General features: G+C 70.3%; 24 protein-coding genes. 6 read left to right on the top strand and 18 right to left on the bottom strand.

What is annotated here, in order from left to right; translation table 11 throughout:
• Positions 1–17 precede the first annotated feature (17 nt).
• Positions 18–3,227 (top strand): beta strand repeat-containing protein, encoded by a 3,210-nt coding sequence (locus tag AORI_RS81355; RefSeq protein ID WP_016338307.1) that lies wholly within the window; start codon positions 18–20, stop codon positions 3,225–3,227.
• 74 nt (positions 3,228–3,301) lie between these two features.
• On the opposite strand, the gene AORI_RS81350 is transcribed toward AORI_RS81355, so the two are convergent.
• On the bottom strand, positions 3,302–4,492 hold the full coding sequence (locus AORI_RS81350; RefSeq protein ID WP_016338306.1) for an ROK family transcriptional regulator: 1,191 nt from the start codon (positions 4,490–4,492) through the stop codon (positions 3,302–3,304).
• A gap of 90 nt (positions 4,493–4,582) precedes the next feature.
• Here AORI_RS81350 and AORI_RS81345 point away from each other — a divergent pair, with 90 nt between their 5' ends.
• Positions 4,583–5,749, top strand: coding sequence for an MFS transporter (locus tag AORI_RS81345; protein ID WP_016338305.1), 1,167 nt, complete (start codon positions 4,583–4,585; stop codon positions 5,747–5,749).
• Here the strand turns inward: AORI_RS81345 and AORI_RS81340 are convergent.
• Complete coding sequence (locus AORI_RS81340) at positions 5,746–6,516, bottom strand: dioxygenase family protein (protein WP_016338304.1); 771 nt, start codon at positions 6,514–6,516, stop codon at positions 5,746–5,748. The two genes, AORI_RS81345 and AORI_RS81340, sit on opposite strands and share 4 nt — an antisense overlap.
• Before the next feature lie 60 nt (positions 6,517–6,576).
• A complete protein-coding gene (locus AORI_RS81335; protein WP_016338303.1) occupies positions 6,577–6,933 on the bottom strand; it encodes a hypothetical protein in 357 nt (118 codons plus the stop codon).
• Between the two features lie 62 nt (positions 6,934–6,995).
• Here AORI_RS81335 and AORI_RS81330 point away from each other — a divergent pair, with 62 nt between their 5' ends.
• A complete protein-coding gene (locus AORI_RS81330) occupies positions 6,996–7,457 on the top strand; it encodes a MarR family winged helix-turn-helix transcriptional regulator (RefSeq protein ID WP_016338302.1) in 462 nt (153 codons plus the stop codon).
• Here the strand turns inward: AORI_RS81330 and AORI_RS81325 are convergent.
• Complete coding sequence (locus tag AORI_RS81325; RefSeq protein WP_016338301.1) at positions 7,433–7,804, bottom strand: VOC family protein; 372 nt, start codon at positions 7,802–7,804, stop codon at positions 7,433–7,435. The genes AORI_RS81330 and AORI_RS81325 overlap by 25 nt on opposite strands.
• Before the next feature lie 86 nt (positions 7,805–7,890).
• Between AORI_RS81325 and AORI_RS81320 the strand changes: the two genes are divergently transcribed.
• The gene (locus tag AORI_RS81320; RefSeq protein WP_016338300.1) at positions 7,891–8,844 is read left to right on the top strand and encodes a helix-turn-helix transcriptional regulator; all 954 of its coding nucleotides are present in this window, start codon (positions 7,891–7,893) and stop codon (positions 8,842–8,844) included.
• A 9-nt stretch (positions 8,845–8,853) separates the two neighbouring features.
• On the opposite strand, the gene AORI_RS81315 is transcribed toward AORI_RS81320, so the two are convergent.
• A complete protein-coding gene (locus AORI_RS81315) occupies positions 8,854–10,029 on the bottom strand; it encodes a serine hydrolase domain-containing protein (protein WP_016338299.1) in 1,176 nt (391 codons plus the stop codon).
• Positions 10,030–10,065: 36 nt separating this feature from the next.
• Positions 10,066–10,746 (bottom strand): TetR/AcrR family transcriptional regulator, encoded by a 681-nt coding sequence (locus AORI_RS81310; protein ID WP_016338298.1) that lies wholly within the window; start codon positions 10,744–10,746, stop codon positions 10,066–10,068.
• 70 nt (positions 10,747–10,816) lie between these two features.
• On the opposite strand from AORI_RS81310, the gene AORI_RS81305 reads away from it, so the two are divergent.
• Positions 10,817–11,932, top strand: coding sequence for an FAD-dependent oxidoreductase (locus AORI_RS81305; protein ID WP_016338297.1), 1,116 nt, complete (start codon positions 10,817–10,819; stop codon positions 11,930–11,932).
• A gap of 177 nt (positions 11,933–12,109) precedes the next feature.
• Positions 12,110–12,889 carry an alpha/beta fold hydrolase gene (locus AORI_RS81300; RefSeq protein ID WP_016338296.1) on the top strand — a complete coding sequence of 260 codons (780 nt, stop codon included), beginning with the start codon at positions 12,110–12,112 and terminating at the stop codon, positions 12,887–12,889.
• On the opposite strand, the gene dnaB is transcribed toward AORI_RS81300, so the two are convergent.
• The 12 genes from dnaB to AORI_RS81240 form a co-directional block, all read right to left on the bottom strand.
• Positions 12,886–14,295 carry a replicative DNA helicase gene (dnaB, locus tag AORI_RS81295; protein ID WP_016338295.1) on the bottom strand — a complete coding sequence of 470 codons (1,410 nt, stop codon included), beginning with the start codon at positions 14,293–14,295 and terminating at the stop codon, positions 12,886–12,888. The genes AORI_RS81300 and dnaB overlap by 4 nt on opposite strands.
• A 476-nt stretch (positions 14,296–14,771) precedes the next feature.
• The gene (locus tag AORI_RS81290) at positions 14,772–15,569 is read right to left on the bottom strand and encodes an ESX secretion-associated protein EspG (protein WP_016338293.1); all 798 of its coding nucleotides are present in this window, start codon (positions 15,567–15,569) and stop codon (positions 14,772–14,774) included.
• 96 nt (positions 15,570–15,665) lie between these two features.
• Positions 15,666–17,000 carry a PPE domain-containing protein gene (locus AORI_RS81285; protein WP_016338292.1) on the bottom strand — a complete coding sequence of 445 codons (1,335 nt, stop codon included), beginning with the start codon at positions 16,998–17,000 and terminating at the stop codon, positions 15,666–15,668.
• 3 nt (positions 17,001–17,003) lie between these two features.
• A complete protein-coding gene (locus tag AORI_RS81280) occupies positions 17,004–17,603 on the bottom strand; it encodes a DUF3558 domain-containing protein (RefSeq protein ID WP_016338291.1) in 600 nt (199 codons plus the stop codon).
• Positions 17,603–18,007, bottom strand: coding sequence for a hypothetical protein (locus AORI_RS81275; protein WP_016338290.1), 405 nt, complete (start codon positions 18,005–18,007; stop codon positions 17,603–17,605). The genes AORI_RS81280 and AORI_RS81275 overlap by 1 nt, the downstream gene beginning before the upstream one ends.
• 155 nt (positions 18,008–18,162) lie before the next feature.
• A complete protein-coding gene (gene rplI, locus AORI_RS81270) occupies positions 18,163–18,618 on the bottom strand; it encodes a 50S ribosomal protein L9 (RefSeq protein ID WP_005168124.1) in 456 nt (151 codons plus the stop codon).
• Between the two features lie 12 nt (positions 18,619–18,630).
• Positions 18,631–18,879, bottom strand: coding sequence for a 30S ribosomal protein S18 (rpsR, locus tag AORI_RS81265; protein ID WP_005168122.1), 249 nt, complete (start codon positions 18,877–18,879; stop codon positions 18,631–18,633).
• 77 nt (positions 18,880–18,956) lie between these two features.
• A complete protein-coding gene (locus AORI_RS81260; RefSeq protein ID WP_016338289.1) occupies positions 18,957–19,457 on the bottom strand; it encodes a single-stranded DNA-binding protein in 501 nt (166 codons plus the stop codon).
• 17 nt (positions 19,458–19,474) lie between these two features.
• Positions 19,475–19,795 (bottom strand): 30S ribosomal protein S6, encoded by a 321-nt coding sequence (gene rpsF, locus AORI_RS81255; RefSeq protein WP_016338288.1) that lies wholly within the window; start codon positions 19,793–19,795, stop codon positions 19,475–19,477.
• A 78-nt stretch (positions 19,796–19,873) separates the two neighbouring features.
• Positions 19,874–20,758, bottom strand: a complete 885-nt coding sequence (locus tag AORI_RS81250; protein ID WP_016338287.1) for a hypothetical protein — start codon at positions 20,756–20,758, stop codon at positions 19,874–19,876.
• Positions 20,759–20,860: 102 nt separating this feature from the next.
• Positions 20,861–21,748 (bottom strand): hypothetical protein, encoded by an 888-nt coding sequence (locus tag AORI_RS81245; protein WP_016338286.1) that lies wholly within the window; start codon positions 21,746–21,748, stop codon positions 20,861–20,863.
• Between the two features lie 123 nt (positions 21,749–21,871).
• A complete protein-coding gene (locus tag AORI_RS81240) occupies positions 21,872–22,672 on the bottom strand; it encodes a hypothetical protein (RefSeq protein WP_016338285.1) in 801 nt (266 codons plus the stop codon).
• Positions 22,673–22,719 lie beyond the last annotated feature (47 nt).

Here is a 22,719-nt window from a genome sequence, read left to right as displayed (position 1 = left end):
TGAAGGAGAAAAACCCCATGCAATCCTGGGCAAAGCGCGGACTCCAGACCGCGTTGGTCACGGGTGGGTTGTTGATGCTGGGCACCGGCATCGCCTCGGCTGACGAACACGTCAACCCCGACACCCCGGCCTCCCCGCTCGACGCGAACGTCACCGTTCCGGTCGAGATCGACAACAACGCCGTTGGCACGCCCCTCGGCCAGGCCGACCTCCCCGGCTACAAGGGCGAGATCAGCACCAAGGCCGTCACCAAGCCCGTCTCGGACGCGCTGGACTCGGCTTCGTCGCCCGGCGGCAGCACCGACGGCATCGGTGGAGGGCTCCCCAGCCTCTCCGGCAAGAACGCCGTCCCGGCGCCGCTGGCCGCCAAGGACTCCCGCCAGATCAGCGGCGGGCTGACCTCGGGTGGGTTCACCACCACGGACGACATCCTCAAGGGCAACAAGGTCGTCGGTGACGTCGTCGTCCCGATCCAGATCGTCGACAACGCCATCGGCGTGATCGGCGACGCCGAGGTCGAGGGCGGCACGCACGACCAGACCTGGTCGCACAACCAGGACATCGAGACCACCGGTGAGGACTCCAGCCTCGCCGGGAACGTCGTGTCCCTCGACTGGGCGCTGCCCGTGCAGATCGCCGGCAACGCCGGTGGGCTCGCCGGCGGCACCGGCCGCGTGGTCGGCGGTTCCGCCAGCCAGAGCACCACCGAGACCGGCAACATCACCACCGACGGCGAGGGCTCCGCCCTGTCCGGCAACGTGCTGGCCGGTCAGTTCGCCACCCCGGTCCAGGTCACCGGCAACGCCGCCTCCTGGATCATCGGCAACGCCAACAGCTCCGGCTACGAGGCCGAGACCGAAGCCACCTCCGGCGGCTGGATCGAGACCGACGGTGACGACTCCGCCCTCGGCGGCAACGTCGGCGCGGTGCCGATCGCCCTCCCGGCGAAGGTGAACGACAACGCGGCCGCCGCGTGGGGCTCGCTCGCGAACTCCAACAGCAGCTCCTCCGCGGACGCCACCGCCGGTGACACCACCCCCGGCTGGAGCAACGTCCCCAGCTACGTGCAGACCTCCGGCGAGGACTCGGCCGTCGCGGGTAACGCGATCGTGCCGCAGACCGCGGACGTCGCGAACGTCGGCGGCGTGGCCGCCAGCTGGATCGGCCTCGCCAACACCGGCAAGGACGGCGGCACCAGCCACTCGAGCGTCGTCGACGCCGGTGGCTTCGTCAGCAGCGAGGGCGAAGGCTCCGCGGGCGGCGGCAACATCGTCGACCCAGCCGTGGCCGCGCCCGTCGAGGTGACCTGCATCGCGGGCACCTACATCGGCAACGTGTCCTCGACCTCGTGCGAGAACACCGTCGACGCGAACGCCGGCAACGGCAGCCACACCACGGGTGACGACTCCACCCTCGCGGGCAACATCGTCAACACCCAGGCCGCGCTGGCCCCCGAGGTCTACGGCGTCGGTGGCTCGCACATCGGCCAGGCCGTCGCCGAGGCGACCGAGACCAAGACCGTGACCGCCGGCGGCTACGACGGCACCACGGGCAACGACTCGTCCGGCTCGGGCAACATCGTCCAGGTCCCGGCCGCGGTTCCGGCCGAGGTCTTCGGTGTCGGTGGCTCGTTCATCGGCCAGGGCACCGGCACCGCCGACGAGACCAAGGTCGTCTCCGGTGGCGGCGGCGGGAACACCGCCGACGACAACGGCTTCCTCAGCTCCAACCTGGGCACCGTGCCGGTTTCGCTGCCGGTGCAGGCGTTCGGGATCGGTGGCGCGTTCATCGGCCAGGGCCACGGCGGCGCCGACGGCGACACCACGTCCAACGCCGGACACGACGTCCACGCGACCGGTGACGGTGGCGCGGGCTCGGGCAACCTGGTCTACGGCCCGGTCTCCCTGCCGGTCCAGGCGCACAACTTCGCCGCGGTGCTCGGCGGGATCGCCTCGGGCAAGGGCACGAACCTCACCGACTCGAACGCGGGCGGCGACGCCACCGCGAACGGTGAAGAAGGCGCCCTGGCGGGCAACATCGTCCAGACGCCGATCGGTGGCGCGGTCCCGGTGACCGGGCACGGCATCGCCGGTGCGGGCATCGCCGAGGGCGAGAGCGTCAGCGACGTCCTTTCGGAGGCGGGCGGCGACGCCACCACCACCGGTGACGAAGGCGCGGTTTCGGGCAACATCATCGGCGCGCAGGCGCTGCCGATCGTGCCGGTCACCCACGACGCGGTCGCGGCGGCCGGCCTGGCCGACGCCGAGGGCGCCAACACCGTCGACGCCCTTTCGGGTGGGGACGTGGAGACCTCCGGTCTCGACGGATCGCTCTCGGGCAACATCCTCGACATCCCGGCCGCGGCCGACCCCGAGGTGTTCGGCAACGCCATCGCGGCGGCCGGCGGCGTGTCCGAGACCGAGGCGGACAGCATGATCACCGGCCAGGCCGGTGGCGACAGCATCACCGACGGCAGCGGAGAGGCCCTCTCGGGCTTCAACTTCCACCACCCGCTGGTCTTCGTGATCCCGGTGAACGAGCTCGAGATCCCGATCCTCGCGATCGCGGACGAGAACTCGACCGACAACACCGTGATCAACGACGAGGAGTACACCCGCGCCTTCACCGACACGGTGGGCTCGGAGATGCCGATCGACGCGCTGCCCACGCTGCCCTTCGGTTCGGTGCCGTCGATGAACGGTGCCGGCACCCTGCCGACCACCCCGGCGATCGGTGGCGCCCGCGCCGACGGTCCCCAGGTGGCGACCCTCCCGGTGCAGGTGGCCGGTCTGACCGCGCTGAAGCAGCTGGGTGCCATCCCGACGCAGCTGCCGAAGTCGGACCTGCCCGAGCTGCCCGGCACCCCGGCCCTCCCCGGTGTCCCGGCCCTGCCGAAGACCCCGGGTCTGCCCGGTGACGCCGCTCGTGCGGACGCCCCCAAGGTCGCGCAGCTGCCGGCCCTCCCGGCGCTGGGCAACGGCCTGCCCACGGGCAAGCTGCCGGTGCAGCTCCCGGCCGCGGGCAACCTGCCCACCGCGGGTGCGCTGCCCACCGCCGGTGCGCTGCCGGTGCAGCTGCCCACCACGGGCACCCTGCCCGCGGTGAACAGCACCCCGGCGATGCCGACCGCGCAGGTCCCGGCTCTGGCGGGCGTCGACTCGTCGCCGCTGAGCATGTTCCAGCGCTTCATCGGCACCCTGACCGGCAAGAAGTTCCACACCATGTGAACCTGCCAGTCGGCTAGCGCCACTGAATGAACCGAAGCGGGCCCGGGAGACACTCCCGGGCCCGCTTTGCGTGTTCAGCCCCTCGGGGTGAAAAGCGCGTCTTGCGCGGCGCCCATCGCGGTCAGCACCGCGCCTTCGAGCACCGCGCCCCCGCCGACGGTTCCCGCCCGCACCTCGGTCCGCAGCGGTGAGATCTCCGAGAGCCGCCTGCTCACCCGTGCCGCCAGCGCGTCGCCGCCCGCCCGCCCGATCTCCCCGCCGAGGACGAGGCAGCCCGGGTCCAGTACCGCGGTGACCGCGGCGGCGCCGATCGCGATCCGCTCCGCGACGATCTCCAGGAAGTCGTCGGCGTTCGAGTCGATCGCGTACCCGATGGCCGCTTCGGCCGCGGCGGCGTCGTCGGCCGGCGACGCCGGTATGCCGTGCGCGCGGGCCAGTTCGCAGAGCGCGGCGCTGCCCGCCAGCGTGTGGAAGCCGCCGTCGCAGTCGGTCGCGGTCGGGAGCCGTCCGGGGCCCAGCATCGGCAGGAACCCGATTTCGCCCGCGCCGCCCGACGCGCCCCGCCGCAGCGAACCGTCGAGGACGACGGCCGCGCCGACGCCGAAGCCGAGCCACAGCAGGACGAACGTGTCCCGGTCGCGGGCGGCGCCGAGGCGCTGTTCGGCGGCGGCCGCGAGGTTGACCTCGTTCTCCAGCAGCACCGGCACAGCCAGCCGCCGCCGGAGTTCGTCGACGAGTTTCCCGTGCCACGCGGGCAATCCCCCGGCGTGCCGCAGCCCGCCGGTCGCCGGGTCGACCAGGCCGGGGGCGCCGACGGCGATCGTGTGCAGCGCGGTCGCGCCCGCTTCGGTGGTGGTGGTCTTCAGCAGGGCGATCGCCCGCTCCACGGCCTCGTCGGTGTCGACGTCCAGGTCGAACGGCAGCGACGCCTCCGCGCGGGTCCGGCCCAGCAGGTCGGCGACCGAAACGGCGATGCCGTGGGTGCGGACGTCGAGCCCGGCGAGGTACGCGCGTTCGGCGACGATGCCGTACAGCTTCGCGTTCGGTCCGCGGCGGTCCGCGCCCGCCTCGCCGACGATCTCGATCAGGCCCGCGTCCCGCAGGCGCTCGACGAGGTCCGCGACGGTCGGCCGGGAAAGCCCGGTCAACGTCTTGAGCTGGGCGGCCGTCAGCGAGCCCTCGCGGTGGAGCAGGTCGAGGGCGAGGCGGTCGTTGATGGCACGCGCCGTGCTCGGGGAGGCGGACGGCGTCCGGATGACACTCACCGGCAGATCCTCCCAGAATTAATTATCAGGTTCCCTTCCTGATAGTTTACGCTGACGCCGTCGAGTCGTCTCATGGACCTTGGGGGCCCAGTGACCAACACAGTGGAAACCGTCGGCGGGCCGACGCGGCGGGTGCGGCAGGCGCGGGTCGCCATCGCCGCCGTCTTCGCCGTGCACGGCGCGGTGACCGGCAGTTTCGCCACCCGGATCCCGTGGATCCAGGAACACGCGGGGATCAGCGCGGGCCAGCTCGGCCTCGCGCTCGCCTTCCCCGCCATCGGCGCCTCGCTCACCATGCCGCTCGCCGCGCGGATCGGGCACCGGCTCGGCGGCAGGCTGGGGCTCCGGCTGCTGCTCGCGTACTGGACGCTGGCGCTGATCCTCCCGTCCCTGGCGGGAAACCTCGTCACCCTGTGTCTCGCGCTGTTCGTCATGGGCACCGCGGCGGGCACCTCGGACGTGCTGATGAACGCCCTCGGCGTCGACGTCGAGGAGAGGATGGGCAAGTCGGTCATGTCGGGGCTGCACGGCATGTGGACCACGGGCGCGCTCGTCGGCTCCGCGGCGGGCACGCTCGCCGCGCACGCCGGATTGGACGCCAGGATCCACTTCGTGATCGCGTCGGCCGTGCTCACCGTCGCCGGCGCGCTCATCTGCCAGGGCGTTTTCGACGTCCGCAGCGCGCCCGACGAGAATCCGCCGCCGAGGTTCGCGTTGCCGCCGAAATCGGCCGTGATCATCGGTGCCGTCGCGTTCTGTGCCGTCTTCGCCGAGGGGGCGAGCCTCGACTGGTCCGCCGTCTACCTGCGTGACGTGCTCGGCACCTCGCCGGGGATCGCGGCCGCGTCGACCACCGCCTTCACCTGCACGATGGCGGTCGCGCGCCTCTCGGGTGACGCGCTGGTCCGGCGGTTCGGCTCGGTCAACACCGTCCGCGCGGGCGGGGTGTTCGCGACCGCGGGTGGCCTGCTGGTCGTGTTCGCCGTCCATCCGGTGATGGCGATGGCCGGTTTCGCCCTGATCGGGCTCGGCGTCTCCGTCGTCGTTCCGCTCGCCTTCGCGGCGGCCGGACGCAGCGGGCCGACGCCGAGCCAGTCGATCGCGGGCGTCGCGACCATCACCTATTCGTCGGGTCTCGTCGCGCCGTCGCTCATCGGCGGGATCGCCGATCTGACGTCGCTGACGATCTCCTTCGCGGTGGTCACGCTGCTGGCGCTCGGTTTGGTGGCGGGCGCCGGCGTGCTGCGCTCCCGCTAGCCGAACTGGAGGGAACGCTTGGCGAGGCCGTGCCAATAACCGTCGATCACGGTCTCGCCTTTTCCTTCCGAAGAACTCGCGCCGAGCGAGACGAACAGCGGCGCGAAGTGTTCGATCCTGGGGTGCGCGATGGCCGCGGCGGGGGCCTTGCGCTGGAAGTCCAGCAACGCGTCGAGGTCGCCCTCGCGCAGGGTTTCCGCACCCCAGTGGTCGAATTCGCTCGACCACGACGGCGGGGCGCCGTCGGTGCCGTCGGTCTCGCGCAGCGCGCTCAGGTTGTGGGTGAAGAAACCGCTGCCGATGATCAGCACGCCTTCGTCGCGCAGCGGCGCGAGCTTCCGGCCGAGGTCGAACAGCTCCCGCGGGTCCAGCGACGGCATCGACACCTGCAGCACCGGGATGTCGGCGTCCGGGTACATCTCCACGAGCGGGACGTACGCGCCGTGATCGAGGCCGCGGTCGGGCGCGTCGTGGACCGGAGTGTGGGACGAGCGCAGGAGTTTGCGCACCTTGTCCGCCAGCTCGGGAGCGCCGGGCGCGGCGTATTCCACCTGGTAGTAGCGATCCGGGAAGCCCCAGAAGTCGTAGACCAGCGGCACCGTGGTGGTGGCGCCGAGGGTCAGCGGCGCCTCTTCCCAGTGCGCCGAGACGACGAGGATCGCCTTCGGCTTCTCGAGGTCCGCCGACCAGCCGGCGAGCTGGCTGGTCCAGGTGGCGTCGTCGGCGAGCGGCGGCGCGCCGTGGCTGAGGTAGAGCACCGGCGTCATGTCAGCTCCAGGTGTTTGAACTTTCAACTACCAGGATAGACGACGCCGTCGGCCTCCGCCTTATTCCCGGGCGAGGTTCGCCGCCATGCGTTCCAGTACGCCGACCGTCGCCCGGTACTCGTCGTCGCGGATGCCTTCGGTCACGCGAGCACGGAACTCGCCGACCTTGGTCTTCAGCCGGAGGTGTGCCGCCTGGCCTGCTTCGGTCAGGCCGTCCTCGTCGATCCAGCCGCGAAGGTGCAGGTCGGCGATGGTTTCCCGGAGATCTCCGAATGGCTTCAGAGCCTCCTCGGGCGACGCTCCCGTGTTCAGGACCTGCCAGTGTCGGCGGGTCAGCGATTCGGCGGCGAGGACGCGGTCCAGCGAAGATTCGAGAGCCTGGTGAAGGTGGGCGAACCAGAATCCGATGGGTTTCATGGATACTCCTCAAGTAGACGACAACTACATGTAAAAATACATGCACTTCGTGAGGACGGGCAATGACGGACGCCGTGGCCGACGTGGAACGCGCGATGATCGCCATCCGGCGAAGCCAGGCGAGGCGATCGCTGTCGAAACTCGCCCGCGACCGCGCCGAAACCATGCCGGACCAGGCGATACAGGGGCTCCTCGACGCCGTCGAAGCGGCCGAAGAGAGCGGCGAACCGGGCACCGTCACCAGCCTCGCGGCGGCATTGACCATCGACCAGCCGCGGGCGAGCCGCCTGGTCGCCCGCGCGGTCGAGGGTGGTTTCCTCCGGCGCGAAGCCGATCAGCGCGACGGCCGCCGCGCCGTCCTCGTGCTCACCGGAACCGGTCGCGCCGAAGTGACGCGGATGCACGAATTCCGCCGCTCGGTGTTCGCCGAGGCGATGGCGGACTGGCCGGACGGCGACCGTCGCGAGTTCGCGCGGCTGCTGACGGCGTTCGTCCGGAACTACGAGGCGCTCGGCGTGAAGTAGTTGACCAGGTTGCCGTCGGGGTCGCGGAACAGCAGCGACCGGTTCCCCCACGGCATGGTGGTCGGCTCCTGCACGATCTCGGCCAGATCCGCCAGCCGTTCGTACTCGCGGTCGACGTCCTCGACGCGGAATTCGAGGATCGCGGTCCGGTTCGCTTCGGGCACGGCGGCGCCCGCGCCGAACAGCCGCATCGTCTCGGCGCTGCCGATCGCCAAGGTGCACGACGGGCCGACGAGTTCGGCGAACTGCTCGGAGCGCCACCGCGCGTCGAGGCCGGTCGCCTTCTCGTAGAAACCGGCGAGACGGGCGGCGTCGTGGGTGATCACACGGACGGAAACGAACTGCACGATGGATCCTTTCGGGTGCCGGAAAGCGGGACACCGGCCACGCTAGGAGCAATACCGGGCAGAATCCGCCCGGTATTCTCCGGCCTGTGACCAGGCCCATCGCCCGTGTGCTCGCCCTGCTGGAGATCCTGCAGAGCGGCGGCACACGCACCGTCGCGGAGCTCGCCGAGCGGCTCGACGTGGACGAGCGCACCGTCCGCCGCTACGCCGAACACCTCGTCGACCTGGACATCCCGGTCCGCTCGGTGCGCGGCCGGTACGGCGGCTACCGGCTGGCCCCCGGCTACCGGATGCCGCCGCTGATGCTCACCGACGAGGAGGCGCTGGCCGTCCTGCTCGGCCTGGTCGCGGGGCGGCGGGCGGGACTGATCACCACGTCGGTCGCGGCCGTCGAGAGCGCGGTCGCGAAGGTCCGGCGGGTGCTTCCCGAAGCGCTGGGCCGCCGGTTGGCCGCGCTGCTGGAGACCGCCGACTTCACCGCTCCGGCCCGGAACGCCCTGTCGGCCGAGGCCGAGGTGCTGCTCACCGTCGCGGAGGCGGCGCGGGACCGGCGGCCGGTCGGGCTCGCGTATCTCGCCGGTCACGGCGGTGCGAGCGAACGCGTCGTCCATCCCTACGGCGTCGTGGCGCACTCCGGGCGGTGGTATCTGACCGGCTTCGACTCGGCCAGCGGCGAGGTCCGCACCTTCCGCGTCGACCGGATCCAGTCGGCCGAGACGCGGGCCGGGACCTTCGAGGCGCCGGACGGTTTCGATCCGGCCGAGCGAGTGCTGACCGCGCTGGCCGAGACGCCGTACCGGCACGACGTCTCCGTGCGGATCCAGGCGACGCACGAGGAGATCCGCGCCCTCTTCCCGCCGTCGGTGGCCACCCTCGAAACCGACGGCGACCGGGTGCGTGCCCGCATCCGGGCGCAGCGGCTGGACTGGATCCCGCCGCTGCTCGCCGCGCTCGACCGGCCGTTCGACATCGAACGGCCGGCCGAGCTCCGTGGACTGGTCGGCGCGCTGGCGGCCCGGCTGGCCGAGCGGGCGCGCTGACCGGCCCGTTCACTTACCGCAGAACACCGTCCGGACGAGCTTGTTCAGCGCCGCCGGGAACGCCTGCCCCGCGTTCGCGTCGTCCCCGCCGGTGACCGACGCGGTCAGCGTCTTGCTGCCGTCCGGCGTGCTGTACATCAGCGATCCGTAGCCGTTGAGGCCACCGTTGTGGTTGAGGACGACGCCGACACAGCCCGGGCCCAGGTCCTGCGAGAACTGACCGAGACCGTAGAAGCCGTAGAGGCTTTCGCTGCCGGGGTGCGTCACGCGCATCTCGGCCAGCAGCCAGGCCGGGAGCAGCTTTCCGCTCTGTAGCGCGGAAAAGTACGTCTGGAGGTCCTTGGTCGTCGAGATCATGTCACCGGCGCTGGAGATCCAGGTCGGGTTCTGGTGGGTGACGTCGATCGTCTTCCACTGACCGGCGTTTTCGTAGCGGTAGTAGGCGTGGGCGTACGGCTTGGGCATCCCGGCCCACGCCCCCGGCGACAAGGTGTCACGCAGCTTGAGCGGCCGCAGGATCCGCCGGTCCAGCTCGTCGGCGAAGGGACGGCCGCTGAGCTTCTCGACCAGCAGCCTGGCCACCACGTAGTTCGTGTTGGAGTAGCTCCAGCCCGCTCCCGGCGCGAACACCGCGGGCTTGGACACGGCCAGCCGCACCAGCTCCTCCGGCTGGTAGGTGTGGAACCGCTTGTCCACCCATTCCTGTCCGGCCCACGGGATCCCCGGCGTGACCGTGCCGTCCGGGTGGTACTGGCCGGTGTGGTTGAACAGTCCGCTGGTGTGCTGCAGCAGCATCCGCACGGTGATCCGCGGGTCGAGCCCGAACTGCGGAAGGAATCCGGCGACCGGGGTGTCGAGCCCGATCCGGCCCTCGGCCACCAGCTGCAGTACCAGGGTCGCGGTGAAGTTCTTCGTCGTGCTGCCGAGGCGGAAGTGGCCGTTCGTCGGCGGTTTCGCGGTGCCGCCCAGCTCGCGCACCCCGGCGCTGCCGGACCATTCGCCCCGCTCGTCACGGACGCGCAGCTGCATCCCGGCGAAGCCCGCGCCGACGAATTCCTGGACCGCCTGCCGCAGCTCCGGGCGATCCTGGCCGGCGGAGGCGACGGGCGCGGTGACGCCCGCCAGCAGCGCGGCGGCCAACGCGGTGAGACCGATGCGGCGGAAGGTCTTCAGTGTCTTGGTCATGGCGACCACGTTCGCGGGCCGCGCTGACATGGGGCGTCAGCCTGAGAGGCGGGCCTCGATGCCGTCGAGGAGGAAATCGAGGCCCATCCGGAAGGTCTCGTCGGCGTCCAGATGGACGGCGTCGCGGACGACCGTGGCCAGCGCGGGGAGATTCCCGCCGGCGAACGCCCGCGTCAGATAGGGCCCGAGCGTGGCCTGCCACCGCTGCTCGTCCAGCCCGGTGGCCCGTTCCGCGCGCCGTTCGGCGATCTCCCGGCGGACCGCGCCGATCGTGTACGCGTTGACCGCCGAGACAACCGGCATCGCGGCGTCCACGCTGACGTCGCCCAGTGCCGCCATCACGGCCTCGGCGGTGGCCAGCGCGTGCGGGCCCAGCTGGGGCCTGCCGCCCAGGAGGTCGGCGAGCCATTCGTGCCGGTGGACGGCGCGGCGCATCGCGTCGGCGAGCGACCGCAGCACCTCCCGCCAGCCGTCGCCGACCGGCCGGATTTCGGCGTGGGCGGCGTCGACCATCAGGTCGAGCAGCTCCTCCTTGTTCTCGATGTAGCCGTACAGTCGCATCGGGCCGACGTCCAGCGCGGTCGCGATCTTGCGCAGGGACACCGCGTCCAGGCCGTCCGCGTCGGCGAGCCGGATCGCCGCCCGCACGATCAGCTCCCGGCTCAACGGGGCCAGAGCGGGCCGTTCCGGCGGCTCCGGCCGCTCCCACACCACCATGGCGGTGACAATACATCGCATCGATCGATACAGTGTATTGGTCAATACACTGTATCGAGAGGTGTGGATCATGACCATCGCCATCGTCGGAGCGGGCCTCGGTGGCCTGGCCCTCGCCCGCGTCCTGCACGTCCACGGCATCGAGGCCGTCGTGTACGAACGGGAGTCGTCACGCGACGCCCGCGGCCAGGGCGGCATGCTCGACATCCACGCCGACACCGGGCAGCGGGCGCTGCGCGAAGCGGGTCTCATCGACCGGTTCTCGGCGATCGCCCGCGGCGAGGGCCAGGACATGCGGCTTCTGGAACCGGACGGCACCCTGCTGCTGCAGGAGGACACGCCGGACGACGCACCTTTCGAGCGCCCCGAAGTCGACCGGACCGATCTGCGTGACCTGCTGCTGGATTCGCTCCCCGGGCACACGGTGCGCTGGGGGCACGCGTTCGAATCCGCCGGGGACGGCGTCTCGCGCTTCGCGAATGGGCGCAGCGCGACGTACGACCTCCTGGTCGGTGCCGATGGCGCCAACTCGCGCGTGCGTGCCTTGCTCACCGACGCCCGTCCGGCGCATCTCGGCCACAACCTGGTGGAACTCCGCATCCCCGACATCGACCGCACTCATCCCGCCCTCGCGGCGATGGTCGGGCGCGGCACCTACTGGGTGCTCGGTGACGGGAAATCCCTCGCGGCGCAGCGCAACGGCGACGGCACCGTTCGCGTCGGCCTCAGCTTCTACGACACCGCCGAGGACTGGTTCACCACCAGCGGGATGCCGCTCGACGATCCGGCCGCCGCCCGGAAGTGGCTGATCGGGCGGCTCGACGGCTGGGACGCGCGGTTCACCTCGCTGATCGAGGCCTGCGACGACGTGGTCGTGCCGCGGTCGGTCACCGCCCTCCCGGTCGGCCTGACCTGGCCGTCGGCGCCGGACGTCACCCTGCTCGGCGATGCCGCGCATCTGATGCCGGCCGTGGGCGAGGGCGCCAACATGGCCCTGCTCGACGGCGCCCTGCTCGGCCTCGCGCTGGCCAGGAGGCCGGACGATTTCCCGTCCGCCGTCAAGGAGTACGAACGCGAGATGTTCGACCGCACCGGCGCCGCCGCCCGGATGTCCGAGCGGGTCCACGAACTCCTGACGGCTCCGGACGCTTCCCGGAAAATGCTCGCGTTTTTCCAACGAGACTGAGGCCAAGGTGCTATGAACGAACCCGCTCTACCACCGGCTGAGCACCCATCCCGGGGAGATGCGGCCGGTGGCGCGGCGGATGGGTCCCGAGGAGATGTCCGGAGCCGAGCAGCGCTACCCCGCCGTCCTCGACCGGTTCATCGGCATCGTCGCGGCGGGACTGATCAAGGAGTGACCATGCGCGAAGGTGTACTGGCCGGCGGTGCCCCGTACTTCGAGTTCGGCACGGGAAGCCCGCTCGTGGTCTTCCGGACGGTGCTGCCCGACTCGGCCAACCCCACCGGCGTCGCCCGCTGGGCGGAGGTGCGGTCCCTCAAACCGCTGGCCGCGCGGTTCACCGTGCTGACGGTCGGCAGGCGGCCTGGCCTCGAACCCGGCGTCACCATGGCCGATCTCGCCGCCCACCACGCCGAAGAGCTGCGGGAACGGTTCGACCGCCCGGTCGACGTGCTCGGCGTGTCCACGGCCGGTTGCCTGGCGCTGCAGTTCGCCGCCGACCATCCCGGCCTGGTGCGACGGCTGGTGGTCGGGGCCGCGGGCACCCGGCTCGGCTCGACCGGCCGCCGCGTCCAGCGCGCATACGCGGATCTCCTGGCCGCCGGACGGCACCGGGCGGCGGCCAGGGCGCTGGCGCCCACGGTCGCGGAAACCCGGCTCGGGCGGGCTCTGCTGGCCGGTCTGCTGGCGCTGACCTCCGGCCGCCCGGCGGACCCGAACGGCATGGTGGCCATGCTGCGGGCGGAAGACGCCTTCGACATCGAAGACCGGCTCGGCGAGATCACCGCGCCCACCTTGATGATCGCCGGCTCGCTGGACGCCCTCTACCCGCTCGAACTCGCCGAGCGGGTGGCCGACAAGACGCGCCGCGGCGATCTCAAGGTCTACCCGGGACGGCGGCACCACACCGTGATGAGCGATCGGCGCTTCACCAAGGACGTCTTCGAGTTCTTGCTTTAGTCGTGTGACAGGTCGACGAAGCGGCTGTAGTGCAGCTGGTGCGCCACGGTGATCGTCGCCGTCGGCCCGGCACGGTGCTTCGCGATGATCAGGTCCGCCTCGCCCGCCCGCGGGTCGTCCCGTTCCCAGGCGTCGGGGCGGTTGACCAGGATGACGAGGTCGGCGTCCTGCTCCAGCGAGCCGGACTCACGGAGGTCGGACAGCATCGGGCGTTTGTCGGTCCGCTGCTCGGGACCACGGTTCAGCTGGCTGATCGCGATCACCGGCACCTCGATCTCCTTCGCCAGCAGCTTCATCTGCCGCGAGAACTCCGAGACCTCCTGCTGCCGCGACTCGACGCGCTTACCCGAGGTCATCAGCTGGAGATAGTCGAGGACGACGAGTTTGAGATCGTTGCGCTGCTTGAGGCGCCGGGCCTTCGCGCGGATCTCCATCATCGTCATGTTCGGCGAGTCGTCGACGAACAGCGGCGCCTCGGAGACCTCGCTCATCCGGCGCGCGAGCCGGGTCCAGTCGTCGTCGGACATCTTGCCACCGCGCATATCCGCCAGGCGGATCCGAGCTTCGGCCGAGAGCATGCGCATAACGATCTCGGTCCTGCTCATTTCCAGCGAAAAGATCACGCTGGTCAGACCGTGTTTGATGGACGCCGAACGCGCGAAGTCGAGTCCCAAAGTCGATTTCCCGACACCGGGCCGGGCCGCGACGATGATCATCTGGCCGGGGTGCAGGCCGTTGGTCAGATCGTCGAAGTCGGCGAATCCGGTCGGGATGCCCTGCGACTGCCCGCCGCGCGACGCGATCGCGTCGATCTCGTCCATGGTCGGCTGGAGCAGCTCTTCCAGCGCGACGTAGTCCTCGCTGGTACGCCGCTCGGTGACGTCGTAGATCGCGGCCTGCGCGCGGTCGACGACCTCGTCGATGTTCGCGCCGTCGGCCGCGGCCGCGCCGTAGCCGTACTGCACGATCCGGGTGCCCGCCTCGACCAGACGCCGCAGCACCGCCTTCTCGGAGACGATCTCGGCGTAGTACCCGGCGTTCGCCGCCGTCGGCACCGTCGCGATCAGGGTGTGCAGATAGGGGGCGCCGCCGACGCGGCCCAGCTCGCCTCGGCGTTCCAGCTCGGCGGAGACGGTGATCGGGTCGGCGGGTTCGCCTCGGCCGTAGAGGTCGAGGATGACGTCGTAGATCGCTTGATGGGCGGGGCGGTAGAAGTCGTCGGGGCCGAGGGCTTCGATGACGTCGGCGACGGCGTCCTTCGACAGCAGCATGCCGCCGAGCACGGATTGCTCGGCCGCGATGTCCTGCGGAGGCTGACGGTCGTACTCGCCGCCACGCGGACCGGGGTCGCTGGGACCCGGGTCGGACTCCGCGTACATCGGATTGCGGTCGTCGGTCAGCGCCACCGCTGCTGCCACCTCCTCAAGACATCGAACACGCGTTCGATTATGCCAGAATTTCCCCGGTTGGTCCGCCTGTGCCCGTCCGCCCCTCCCGCGGCTTCGGGCCCTCCCCTGTCTTCCCCTTGTCGGCCGGTCGACCACCACGGTGTGTACCGGCCCGGCGGGCACGCTAGGCCCCCCGAAAGGACGAGCGCAATTTCGCCTGGGGACCGCCCTGTGGACAACCTGGGGATGACTGCGGGCATCCCTTCACAGGTGGCCGAAACCCTGTGTACAACTTGTGGGCAACGCTGGGATGGTCTGACAAAAGCGCTGGTCAACCCCTGTGGAGAGACTGTGGAGAACTTTATTCATCTCGCGACGGCGTGTCGGGCAAAACTCGTCGTTCGGCGTGTCGCACGCGGGCGCACAGGGGTGCCCTGTGGATGAATGCTACGGAGGGTAGAGGGGTGACCCCGCCGGGCTGAACGGGCCCGAACTCAGGACGCGAACAACCTGCCCTGTGCGCTCCGTAGTCGTTCCGCGAGAACCTGCTGGTCGGCGGGTGTGAAGGCGATCCTCGGCTCGCCACTTCCCGGTACCTCTTCGGTCAGCCACCGGCCCTCGGTCGTATCGATGTAGTTCACCGGGCGTTCGATCCGCTGCCGCGCGCCGCTCCGGCCGCGGGCCGCGACGTAGAGGCTTCCACTCCCCAAACGGCGTAGCGCGAGAATGCGGCGAAGCTCGTCGGCCTCCTGGCTCCCGGTGCTCTGCCGCCCACTGCGAAGCACCTCGAAGCCCTCGTCCTGCGCCGTCGACGACGAGCGCGGAGCCTCGACCTGACTCTTCGGCACGGCGATCGGACGGCCGCGTCCCGGCGCGAGCTTCGGGATCTGGTCGAGGAACTCGGTGAGCAGCTCTTCGGGCCGCACGGAGGCCAGCGCGACACCGTCGTGCTCGCTGTGCCGGGCGAGCACGAAACCCTCGCCGCCGGCGCTCCCCGCGAGCAGGCTGAAGCTCAGCGCCTTGCCCTCGAACCCGCCGTCGACCCAGCCGTAGTACTCCAGCGACGGCCTGGCGATCGCTTCGAGCGTCGCCTTGAAACCGGGGTGCAGTCCTCGTGCGCCGAAGAGGCCCTGGCTCGCCAGTTCCTCGTTGGTCCGCTCGTCCTCGGCCCGCTGCGCGTCCTCGTCGTACCAGGTCGGCGTCTCCGACAGGATCGTGTGCGGTTCGCCGCCTCGGCGGCGGATCAGCGTGATGAGGGTGCCGGTCGTGATCGTGACCTGTTTGTCCAGCACCGGAACTGCCCCCTAGTCGTTCTGTTCGTCCAGCCCGGAACAAGACAAGCCGGGCGCGGCCCCAATCTTGGCACGCGCCCGGCCTGCTCGTGATAGCTACTCGCCGATCACCGGCGGTGCGGTGAGTTCGTCGGTTCCGAAGATCTCGTTGGGGTCGTCGCCGACGAGGAACTTGGCGCTGCGCTCCTCGTCTTCGCCGCCCTTACCCCGGGCGCCACCGGCTCCCATACCGCCCATGCCGCCCATCATTCCGCCCGCGCCACGGCCCGCTCCGGATCCGGCGCCACCGGCGCCGCCGCCCATTCCGGCGCCACCCATGGCACCCGCGTTGCCGGGCAGGGCCGCGCCACTTCCGCCACCGGGGCCGAAGCCGCCACCGGGACCGAATCCACCGTCCGGGCCGAAGCCGCCCGCACCGGGGATGTCGGTGCCGCCGAAGCCACCGCCGCCGCCTCCGCCGCCACCCGGACCGAAGCCACCGGCGCCGGGGATCTTCGGTGGGGTGTAGCCGGACGCGTTCGTCCCGTCGTCCCAGGACGGCGGCTTGTAGTTGCTGCCGGGGATGTTCGGGTTGTACTGCCCGCCCGGCAGGTTCGAGCCCGGCAGGTTCGAGCCGGGGAGATTCGACCCTGGCAGGTTGCTGCCCGGAAGGTTCGAGCCGGGCGTGCCGATACCCGGCATGTTCGAACCGGGGATGTTCGGCGTGCCCGAACCGGGGATGCTCGGCATCGAACCGGGCGGCGTCGAGATGCCCGGCATCCCGTTGTGCCCGTTCCGGTCGCCCTGGCCGTTCCCGTTGCCGTCCTTGTCCTTGCCGTTTCCGCCGCCGCTGACGTCGACGTTGGTGTTCTGCCCCTCCATTTTGCTGTAGGTGGGCAGCTTCTTGCCGTTCTCGGAACTGGCCTTGAAGTACTCGTTGAACGCGTCGACGTTCGCTTGACCCTTTTGGTTGTAGTCCCGGATCGCGCGGTCGGTGTCGGTGGTCCACGGGGTGATGGAGTTGAGCAGGTTGTTCTTCGGCGGTTCCTTCGGGACCTGCTGCACCTTCGCCTTCACCGTGGTGAAGGCGGTGTTCTGCTCGCCGAGGTACTTGTCGGAGTCCACCAGCTTCTTGCCGGAGTCCTCCATCCACGCCCGCAGCGGATGCGCGCCCGACTGCTGCGCGGCTTCGGCGCTCTTACCGGTCCAGGCGGCGTCCATCTCCTTCGACAGGTTGTCGATGGTGGTCAGCCTGTCCTGGTAGCCGGCCTTGAGCCGGGTCGCCGCGGCCTGGCCCTCCTGGATCGACCCGGTACCGGGACCGGTGACGATCTTCTCCCAGATGTGGTAGCAGTCGATCTTGCGATCGCCGCCGGACGCTTCGAAGTCGCCGGATTTCGTGGTCGCCAGGTTGTAGGCCGAATACCCGGCGATGATCGGCAGCAGGAACACGGGTCAGCCCTCCTTCAACGTCTCGATCATCGCTTCCCCCACTTTGAGCGCGACCGGGCACGGATCACTCGCGCCGGGTCCGTTGTCGTACTGCACCAGGATGTTCACGGAGAGCTGGTCGGTCACGCCGACGAAAAGACCGCATTTGCCGTTCTTGCGGTGGTCGAGCGACGCGGCGTACACCGCCGGGTAGCCCGCGACCTCGGTCGGCTCGAAGTACTCGTTGTTGGCCTTCGTGTCGTAAACGTCGCTCAGGCCGTTCTTGTTCGCGAGCACCGGGCTGATCTCGATCTGGTTCAGCTTGTCGTCGGCGGCGAAGATCGAGCAGCCGGGTCCGGCGCTCGTGGTCCGCCGCTCGCCTTCGCCGAGGCCGAGCTCGGTCCGCTTCGCCGCGGAAAGCGCGGCGCAGGCGTCGCTCTCGATCGACGAGGTCTTCAGCGGGTTCGACACCTTGGGCGCGGAGCCGGACGAGCCGCTCGACTCGCTCGAGGCGCCGGCCCCGGTCGTGTAGGAAGGCTCCGACGAGGCGGTGCCGTTCTTGGTGCCGGAACAGCCGGCGACCAGCGCGCCCGCGGCCAGGAGGAGAACGAGGGAACGTCGCATCACACGGCCTTGTGCTTGTTGAGCGAAGCCTGCGTTTCGGCCTCGTTCGTGGCGATCTTCTGCTTCGCGGCGGTCAGCTGGTCGATGTAGTTCTTGACGTAGTCCTGCATCTTCTGGTTCTGCTCCAGGAACGCCTTGCCCGACGGGTTGGCGAGCTTCTCCCAGTCCCCGCTCGCGAACTCCTTGCCGGGCGCCTTGACGTTCGCCATCAGGTTCGCGTCGGCGTAGTCCCGCTTGAGCTCGGCCTGCAGGTCCGTCCACTTCTTGATGATGCCGTCGATCTTGTCCTTGTCGAAGGTGAACCCGCCGCCGCCTCCGCCCGACGCCGGCTTGTCCGGGTTGGCCGGTGCGGACACCGTGACCTTCTCCTGCCGGTTCTGCTCGGCGTTGCTGTCGTAAGCCATTGCGTCCAGATCTCCCCGTGCCTCGACGTCGAGTCTCGATAATGCCTCGATCCCCCGTCAAGCTTAAGACGTCGCCTGGTGGGGTGCGGTTCCCCGTAAAACAAAGGGCGGGACACCTCCGGAATGGAGACGTCCCGCCCTGTGCCGAAGCGGTGTTACTTGGCCTTGACCTCGAGCCGCACGTCGACGCGGACGTCGGGGTGCAGACGGGCGCCGACCGAGTGCTTGCCCACGGTCTTGATGTGGTCCTTCAGCTCGATGACGCGCTTGTCGAGCAGCGGGCCACCCGCGGCCTTGATCGCGTCCACGATCTCGGCGGTGGTGATCGAACCGAAGAGCTTCTTCGAGCCCTCGGCCGCCTTGCCGCTCAGCTGGATGGCGCCGAGGCCCTCCAGGGTCGCCTTGATCTCCTTGGCGTGGTCGAGGTCGCGGATGCGACGGCTCTCCTGCGCCCGCTTGATCGTGCGCACGTTCTTCTCCGCGCCCTTGGTGGCCACGATGGCGTAGCCGCGGGGGAGCAGGTAGTTGCGTGCGTAGCCGTCCTTGACCTCGACGATGTCGCCGGGCCCACCGAGGTTGGCGACGTCGGTGGTGAGAATGATCTTCGCCATTGACGTGCCTCCTTAGCGCGCGGTCGAGGTGTAGGGCAGCAGCGCCATTTCGCGGGAGTTCTTGACCGCGATGGCGATGTCACGCTGGTGCTGGCTGCAGTTGCCGGTCACCCGGCGGGCACGGATCTTCCCGCGGTCGGAGATGTACTTCCGAAGCAGGTTGGTGTCCTTGTAGTCGATGTTCTCCGGGCGGCCCTTCTTCTCGGCCTTGCAGAACACGCAGACCTTCTTCTTGGGCTTGCGGATGGGTGGCTTGGCCACGGTATTACTCCTGAATTTCTACGTAGTGGTTGTCTCGAGGCGTCTCGCGGAGCTGTTCGCCCGCGGTGGACGCCGGATCAGAAGGGCGGCTCGTCGGAGAAACCGCCGCCACCGCCACCGGCGGGCGGGGCGGAACCCCACGGGTCGTCGGCGGGCGGGGCGCTCTGGCCACCGCCGCCACCACCGAAGCCGCCGCCACCGCCACCGGTGCCACGGCTGACCTTGTTCACCTTGGCGGTGGCGTAGCGCAGCGACGGGCCGATCTCGTCGACCTCGAGCTCGACGACGGTGCGCTTCTCGCCTTCCTTGGTCTCGAAGGACCGCTGCTTGAGGCGCCCCTGCACGACGACTCGCGCGCCACGCGTCAGCGACTCGGCGACGTTCTCGGCCGCCTGACGCCAGATGTTGCAGCGCAGGAACAGGGCCTCGCCGTCCTTCCACTCACCGGACTGACGGTCCAGCGTGCGCGGGGTGGACGCGACGGTGAAGTTCGCGACCGCCGCACCGGAAGGGGTGAAGCGAAGCTCCGGGTCGGACGTGAGGTTGCCGATCACCGTGATGACGGTGTCTCCAGCCATCGGGAAAGTCCTTCGGCTCAGGCCTTGGCGGCGGCGGTCGCGGCGCGCTTGATCTCGCGGCGCATGACCTTGGTGCGGAGCACGGTCTCCTGCAGCGAGAGCTGACGGTCCAGCTCCTTGACCGCTTCCGAAGTCGAGTTCAGGTCGAGGAGCGCGTAGATGCCCTCGGCGTGCTTCTTGATCTCGTAGGACAGCCGGCGACGGCCCCAGACGTCGACCTTCTCGACGCTTCCGCCCGAAGTGCGGATCACGTTGAGGAAGTTGTCCAGGGTCGGGGCCACCGTACGCTCGTCGAGCGTGGGGTCCAGGATGACCATTACCTCGTAATGGCGTGACACAACCACTCACCTCCTATGGGCTCGCGGCCACGGACTGTCCGTGGCAGGAGGGTTTGTCCAGGTAAGCGTACCTGGCGGTCAGGCGACGCGGCGCAGCACCCAGGTGCGGACCAGCGCGGCGGTCACCCCGGCGAGCACGAGCACCGCGAGCAGCATCGGCAGCTGGACGTCGCCGCCGGGCATGCCGTCGGTCGCGAGCGCTTCGGCGTTGCCCGCGTTGCGGACGTCGGGACCCTGCCCCGCCTGGCCCTCGGTGCCGTACTGCGGGGCACCCTCGCCGGGGAGCGGGCTGTTGGCCGGGTAGCGCACGCCCGGCGCCACCGCGACACCCGGCTGCGCGACCGGCAGGTTGCCGTAATCGCGCGGCGGGGCGTAGCCGGTGCCGTTGTTGCTGCCGCCGGGCAGCAGGCCCGGCGAGGACGGGAGGCCGTGGGTGCCGCCGCCGTTGCCGCCCTGCTGCGGGGCGGTGGTGCCCGGCGCCGGCAGGGTGGGCGCGACGTAGTTCGTGGCGACCGTGGTCAGCCCGCAGCTGCCGGCGACCTTGTGCTCGATGGAGTTCAGCGTCTTTTCGGGGTTCAGCCCGAGGCCCCAGGACTTGGTGTCCTTGACCGCCTGGCGCACGGCCGCGCCGATCGCCTTGCCGTCGACCGAACCGCCCGCGGCGTTCGGGACCGCGCCGACGTTGATGGTGTTGACCTTCGCGATGTCGTTCGCGGCGACGTCGTACAGCGCCAGCGTGCCCGCTTCCCGCGCGCCCGCCCGCACCAGTTCCTTGACCGAGGTGCCGGTGATCGCGACGGTGTCGCCCATCCCGCCGTTCACGGTGCCGCTGCACGCGTTCGCCAGCGTGGTGGCCGCCGAGGCGGTCCCGGCCGTCAGGAGCGCGCCGCCGGTGACCATGGTCGCGAGTGCGGTGACGGTGAGCGCCTTGCGGGTGGTCTGCCAGATGGTGGTCTTCCGCACGGGCGCGATCCTCCGGGGTCGGTGGGGGCGTGAAGCAGTGCATGAGGAATCACTGCAACGGGGATAACGAGGGAGTGATCAGAAAGATACTAGGCGGTAGGACTAACTTGTAGCGGCCATTCGGCGGAGGACCCAGGTGCGCACGAGGCCCGCGCTGACTCCGGAGAGTGCCAAAACGGCGATCAGCAGCGGCAGTTTCCCGTCCTGAGTGAATCCGTCGCTCACACTCGGTAGCGCTTCGGCCTGTCCCGCGTTCTGGACGTCCGGGTTCCCGGGCTGGTTCTCGGTCTCGATGCCGAACTGGGGCGCGTAACCCGGGATCTGCCCGCCGTACCGGAGGCCCGGCGACGGGCTGAAAAGACCGGCCGTCGCCATCGGGATGGAGCTGTAGTCGCGCATCGGGGCGTAGCCCGTGCTGATGCCCCACGGCAGGCCGCCGAAGTTCGGGGTGAAGGTGCCGGGCAGGAGCGGGCTGTTCGCCGCAGGGATGCCGGCCGCTGGGGCGCCACCCTGCGCGGGAGCACCCGGTCCGCCGGTCTGCGGCCCACCGCTGCCCGGTGTTCCGGGAGCGGGCTTCCCGGGCTGAGGCTGGGTTCCGGGGGCGGGCTGGCCGCCGCCGGTCAGAGCCTGGGTGGTGCCGGTGACCGCGCCGTTCAGCGTTTCCGCGGCGGGCGCGCCGACGACCGGGACCGGCGCGACGACGGTGTTCACCACGGTCACCGTCACCTTGCAGACCGTGCCGAGCAGCGCGTTGATCGTGCCCGTGAGCACCCCCGATACCGGTCCGGCCTGGCCGAGGTTGAGCGGGATGCCGAGCAGCGGGGTCTTGCCGAGGATCGTGTCGCCGGTCTTCGCGGTCACCGAGCCGCCGCAGGTGGCGGTCTTGGTCTCCGCGGCGGCGGCCGTGCCGGGCATGGCGAGGGCGGCCGAGCCCGCGAGAATGAAGGCCGACGCACCCAGGGCCGTCGCCCTCCGTGTCCGTTCGCGCATGCCTTCGACTCCTCCGTCGTCGGGGTCACCTACCCGGACAACGACGCTAATGGAGACAAGTAACGCCCGCTCACTCGAAGAGGTCAGGCATTCGAGTGGAAGCGGGCGTCACTGACGGTGAAATCAGGCGGGCTTGCCCCGCAGCCAGGCGCGGACCAGAGCCGCGGCGACGACGGCCAGCGCCAGCACCGCGAGCAGCAGCGGCAGCTTGGCCGGGGCGACCGGCGCCTGGACGGCCTGCGCGTTGCCGGTGTCCTTCTCGTCGACGGTGGGCGGCGGCACCTCGCCGGGGATGATCTCGGTGATCACCGGCGCCTGGACGAAGCTGCCGGGCAGCAGTGCCGCGTTGCTGATCAGGCCGGCGATCGAGTCGCCGCCGATGCCGGTGGAGGAACCCGGGGCGGTCTCGACCGGGAGTTCGCTGCCCGGACCGCCGGGCTGACCCGGCTTCGGAGGCTCCGGCTTGGGCGGCTCCGGGTCCTCGGGCGGGTTCGGACCGGGTGGGATCTCCGGGACACCCGGGATCTCCTCGACGACGCCTTGGGTCAGGTTCCCGACCGCGTTCACCGCGCCCTGCGCCGGTGTGCAGACACCCTGCGCGACGAGGTCGCCTGCCGCGTTGTCGGTGAGACCGGTCGTCTTGACCAGATCGCCGACCGGCAGCGAGAGCAGGGGCTTCCGGCCCTCGGCGGTCTTGGCCTTCGAATCGAGGCCGACCGTCAGCGCTTCGGACGAACCGAGCGGGGCACCCGCGTCGAGAACGAGACCGTCGGCCGACTTCCCGTTCTGCAGCGTCGACGCGCAATCACCGGAAAGGGTCGGGCTCGGTTCCTCGGCGGCCGTCGCGGTCATCGGGAACGCGAGTCCGGCCGTGACCGAAAGCGCGAATCCCCAAGCCGTGATCCGCCCGGCAGTCTTCCCCATCGAGTTCGTCCTCCGCCCCTCAAAGACCCACGCGGTTTAACGGAACG

This window comes from Amycolatopsis keratiniphila, from assembly GCF_000400635.2.
GTDB lineage: Bacteria > Actinomycetota > Actinomycetes > Mycobacteriales > Pseudonocardiaceae > Amycolatopsis > Amycolatopsis keratiniphila.
This window is presented reverse-complemented; position numbering and strand designations above follow the sequence as displayed.

Excerpts from the sequence above, each read along its gene's own strand:
- AORI_RS81275 (WP_016338290.1), bottom strand. The coding sequence starts at position 18,007 with ATGGCTTACGACAGCAACGCCGAGCAGAACCGGCAGGAGAAGGTCACG.
- AORI_RS81300 (WP_016338296.1), top strand. The coding sequence starts at position 12,110 with ATGCGCGAAGGTGTACTGGCCGGCGGTGCCCCGTACTTCGAGTTCGGC.
- AORI_RS81245 (WP_016338286.1), bottom strand. The coding sequence starts at position 21,748 with ATGCGCGAACGGACACGGAGGGCGACGGCCCTGGGTGCGTCGGCCTTC.
- AORI_RS81240 (WP_016338285.1), bottom strand. The coding sequence starts at position 22,672 with ATGGGGAAGACTGCCGGGCGGATCACGGCTTGGGGATTCGCGCTTTCG.
- AORI_RS81355 (WP_016338307.1), top strand. The coding sequence starts at position 18 with ATGCAATCCTGGGCAAAGCGCGGACTCCAGACCGCGTTGGTCACGGGT.
- AORI_RS81305 (WP_016338297.1), top strand. The coding sequence starts at position 10,817 with ATGACCATCGCCATCGTCGGAGCGGGCCTCGGTGGCCTGGCCCTCGCC.
- AORI_RS81330 (WP_016338302.1), top strand. The coding sequence starts at position 6,996 with ATGACGGACGCCGTGGCCGACGTGGAACGCGCGATGATCGCCATCCGG.
- AORI_RS81310 (WP_016338298.1), bottom strand. The coding sequence starts at position 10,746 with ATGGTGGTGTGGGAGCGGCCGGAGCCGCCGGAACGGCCCGCTCTGGCC.
- AORI_RS81340 (WP_016338304.1), bottom strand. The coding sequence starts at position 6,516 with ATGACGCCGGTGCTCTACCTCAGCCACGGCGCGCCGCCGCTCGCCGAC.
- rplI (WP_005168124.1), bottom strand. The coding sequence starts at position 18,618 with ATGGCGAAGATCATTCTCACCACCGACGTCGCCAACCTCGGTGGGCCC.
- AORI_RS81280 (WP_016338291.1), bottom strand. The coding sequence starts at position 17,603 with ATGCGACGTTCCCTCGTTCTCCTCCTGGCCGCGGGCGCGCTGGTCGCC.
- AORI_RS81335 (WP_016338303.1), bottom strand. The coding sequence starts at position 6,933 with ATGAAACCCATCGGATTCTGGTTCGCCCACCTTCACCAGGCTCTCGAA.
- AORI_RS81315 (WP_016338299.1), bottom strand. The coding sequence starts at position 10,029 with ATGACCAAGACACTGAAGACCTTCCGCCGCATCGGTCTCACCGCGTTG.
- AORI_RS81260 (WP_016338289.1), bottom strand. The coding sequence starts at position 19,457 with ATGGCTGGAGACACCGTCATCACGGTGATCGGCAACCTCACGTCCGAC.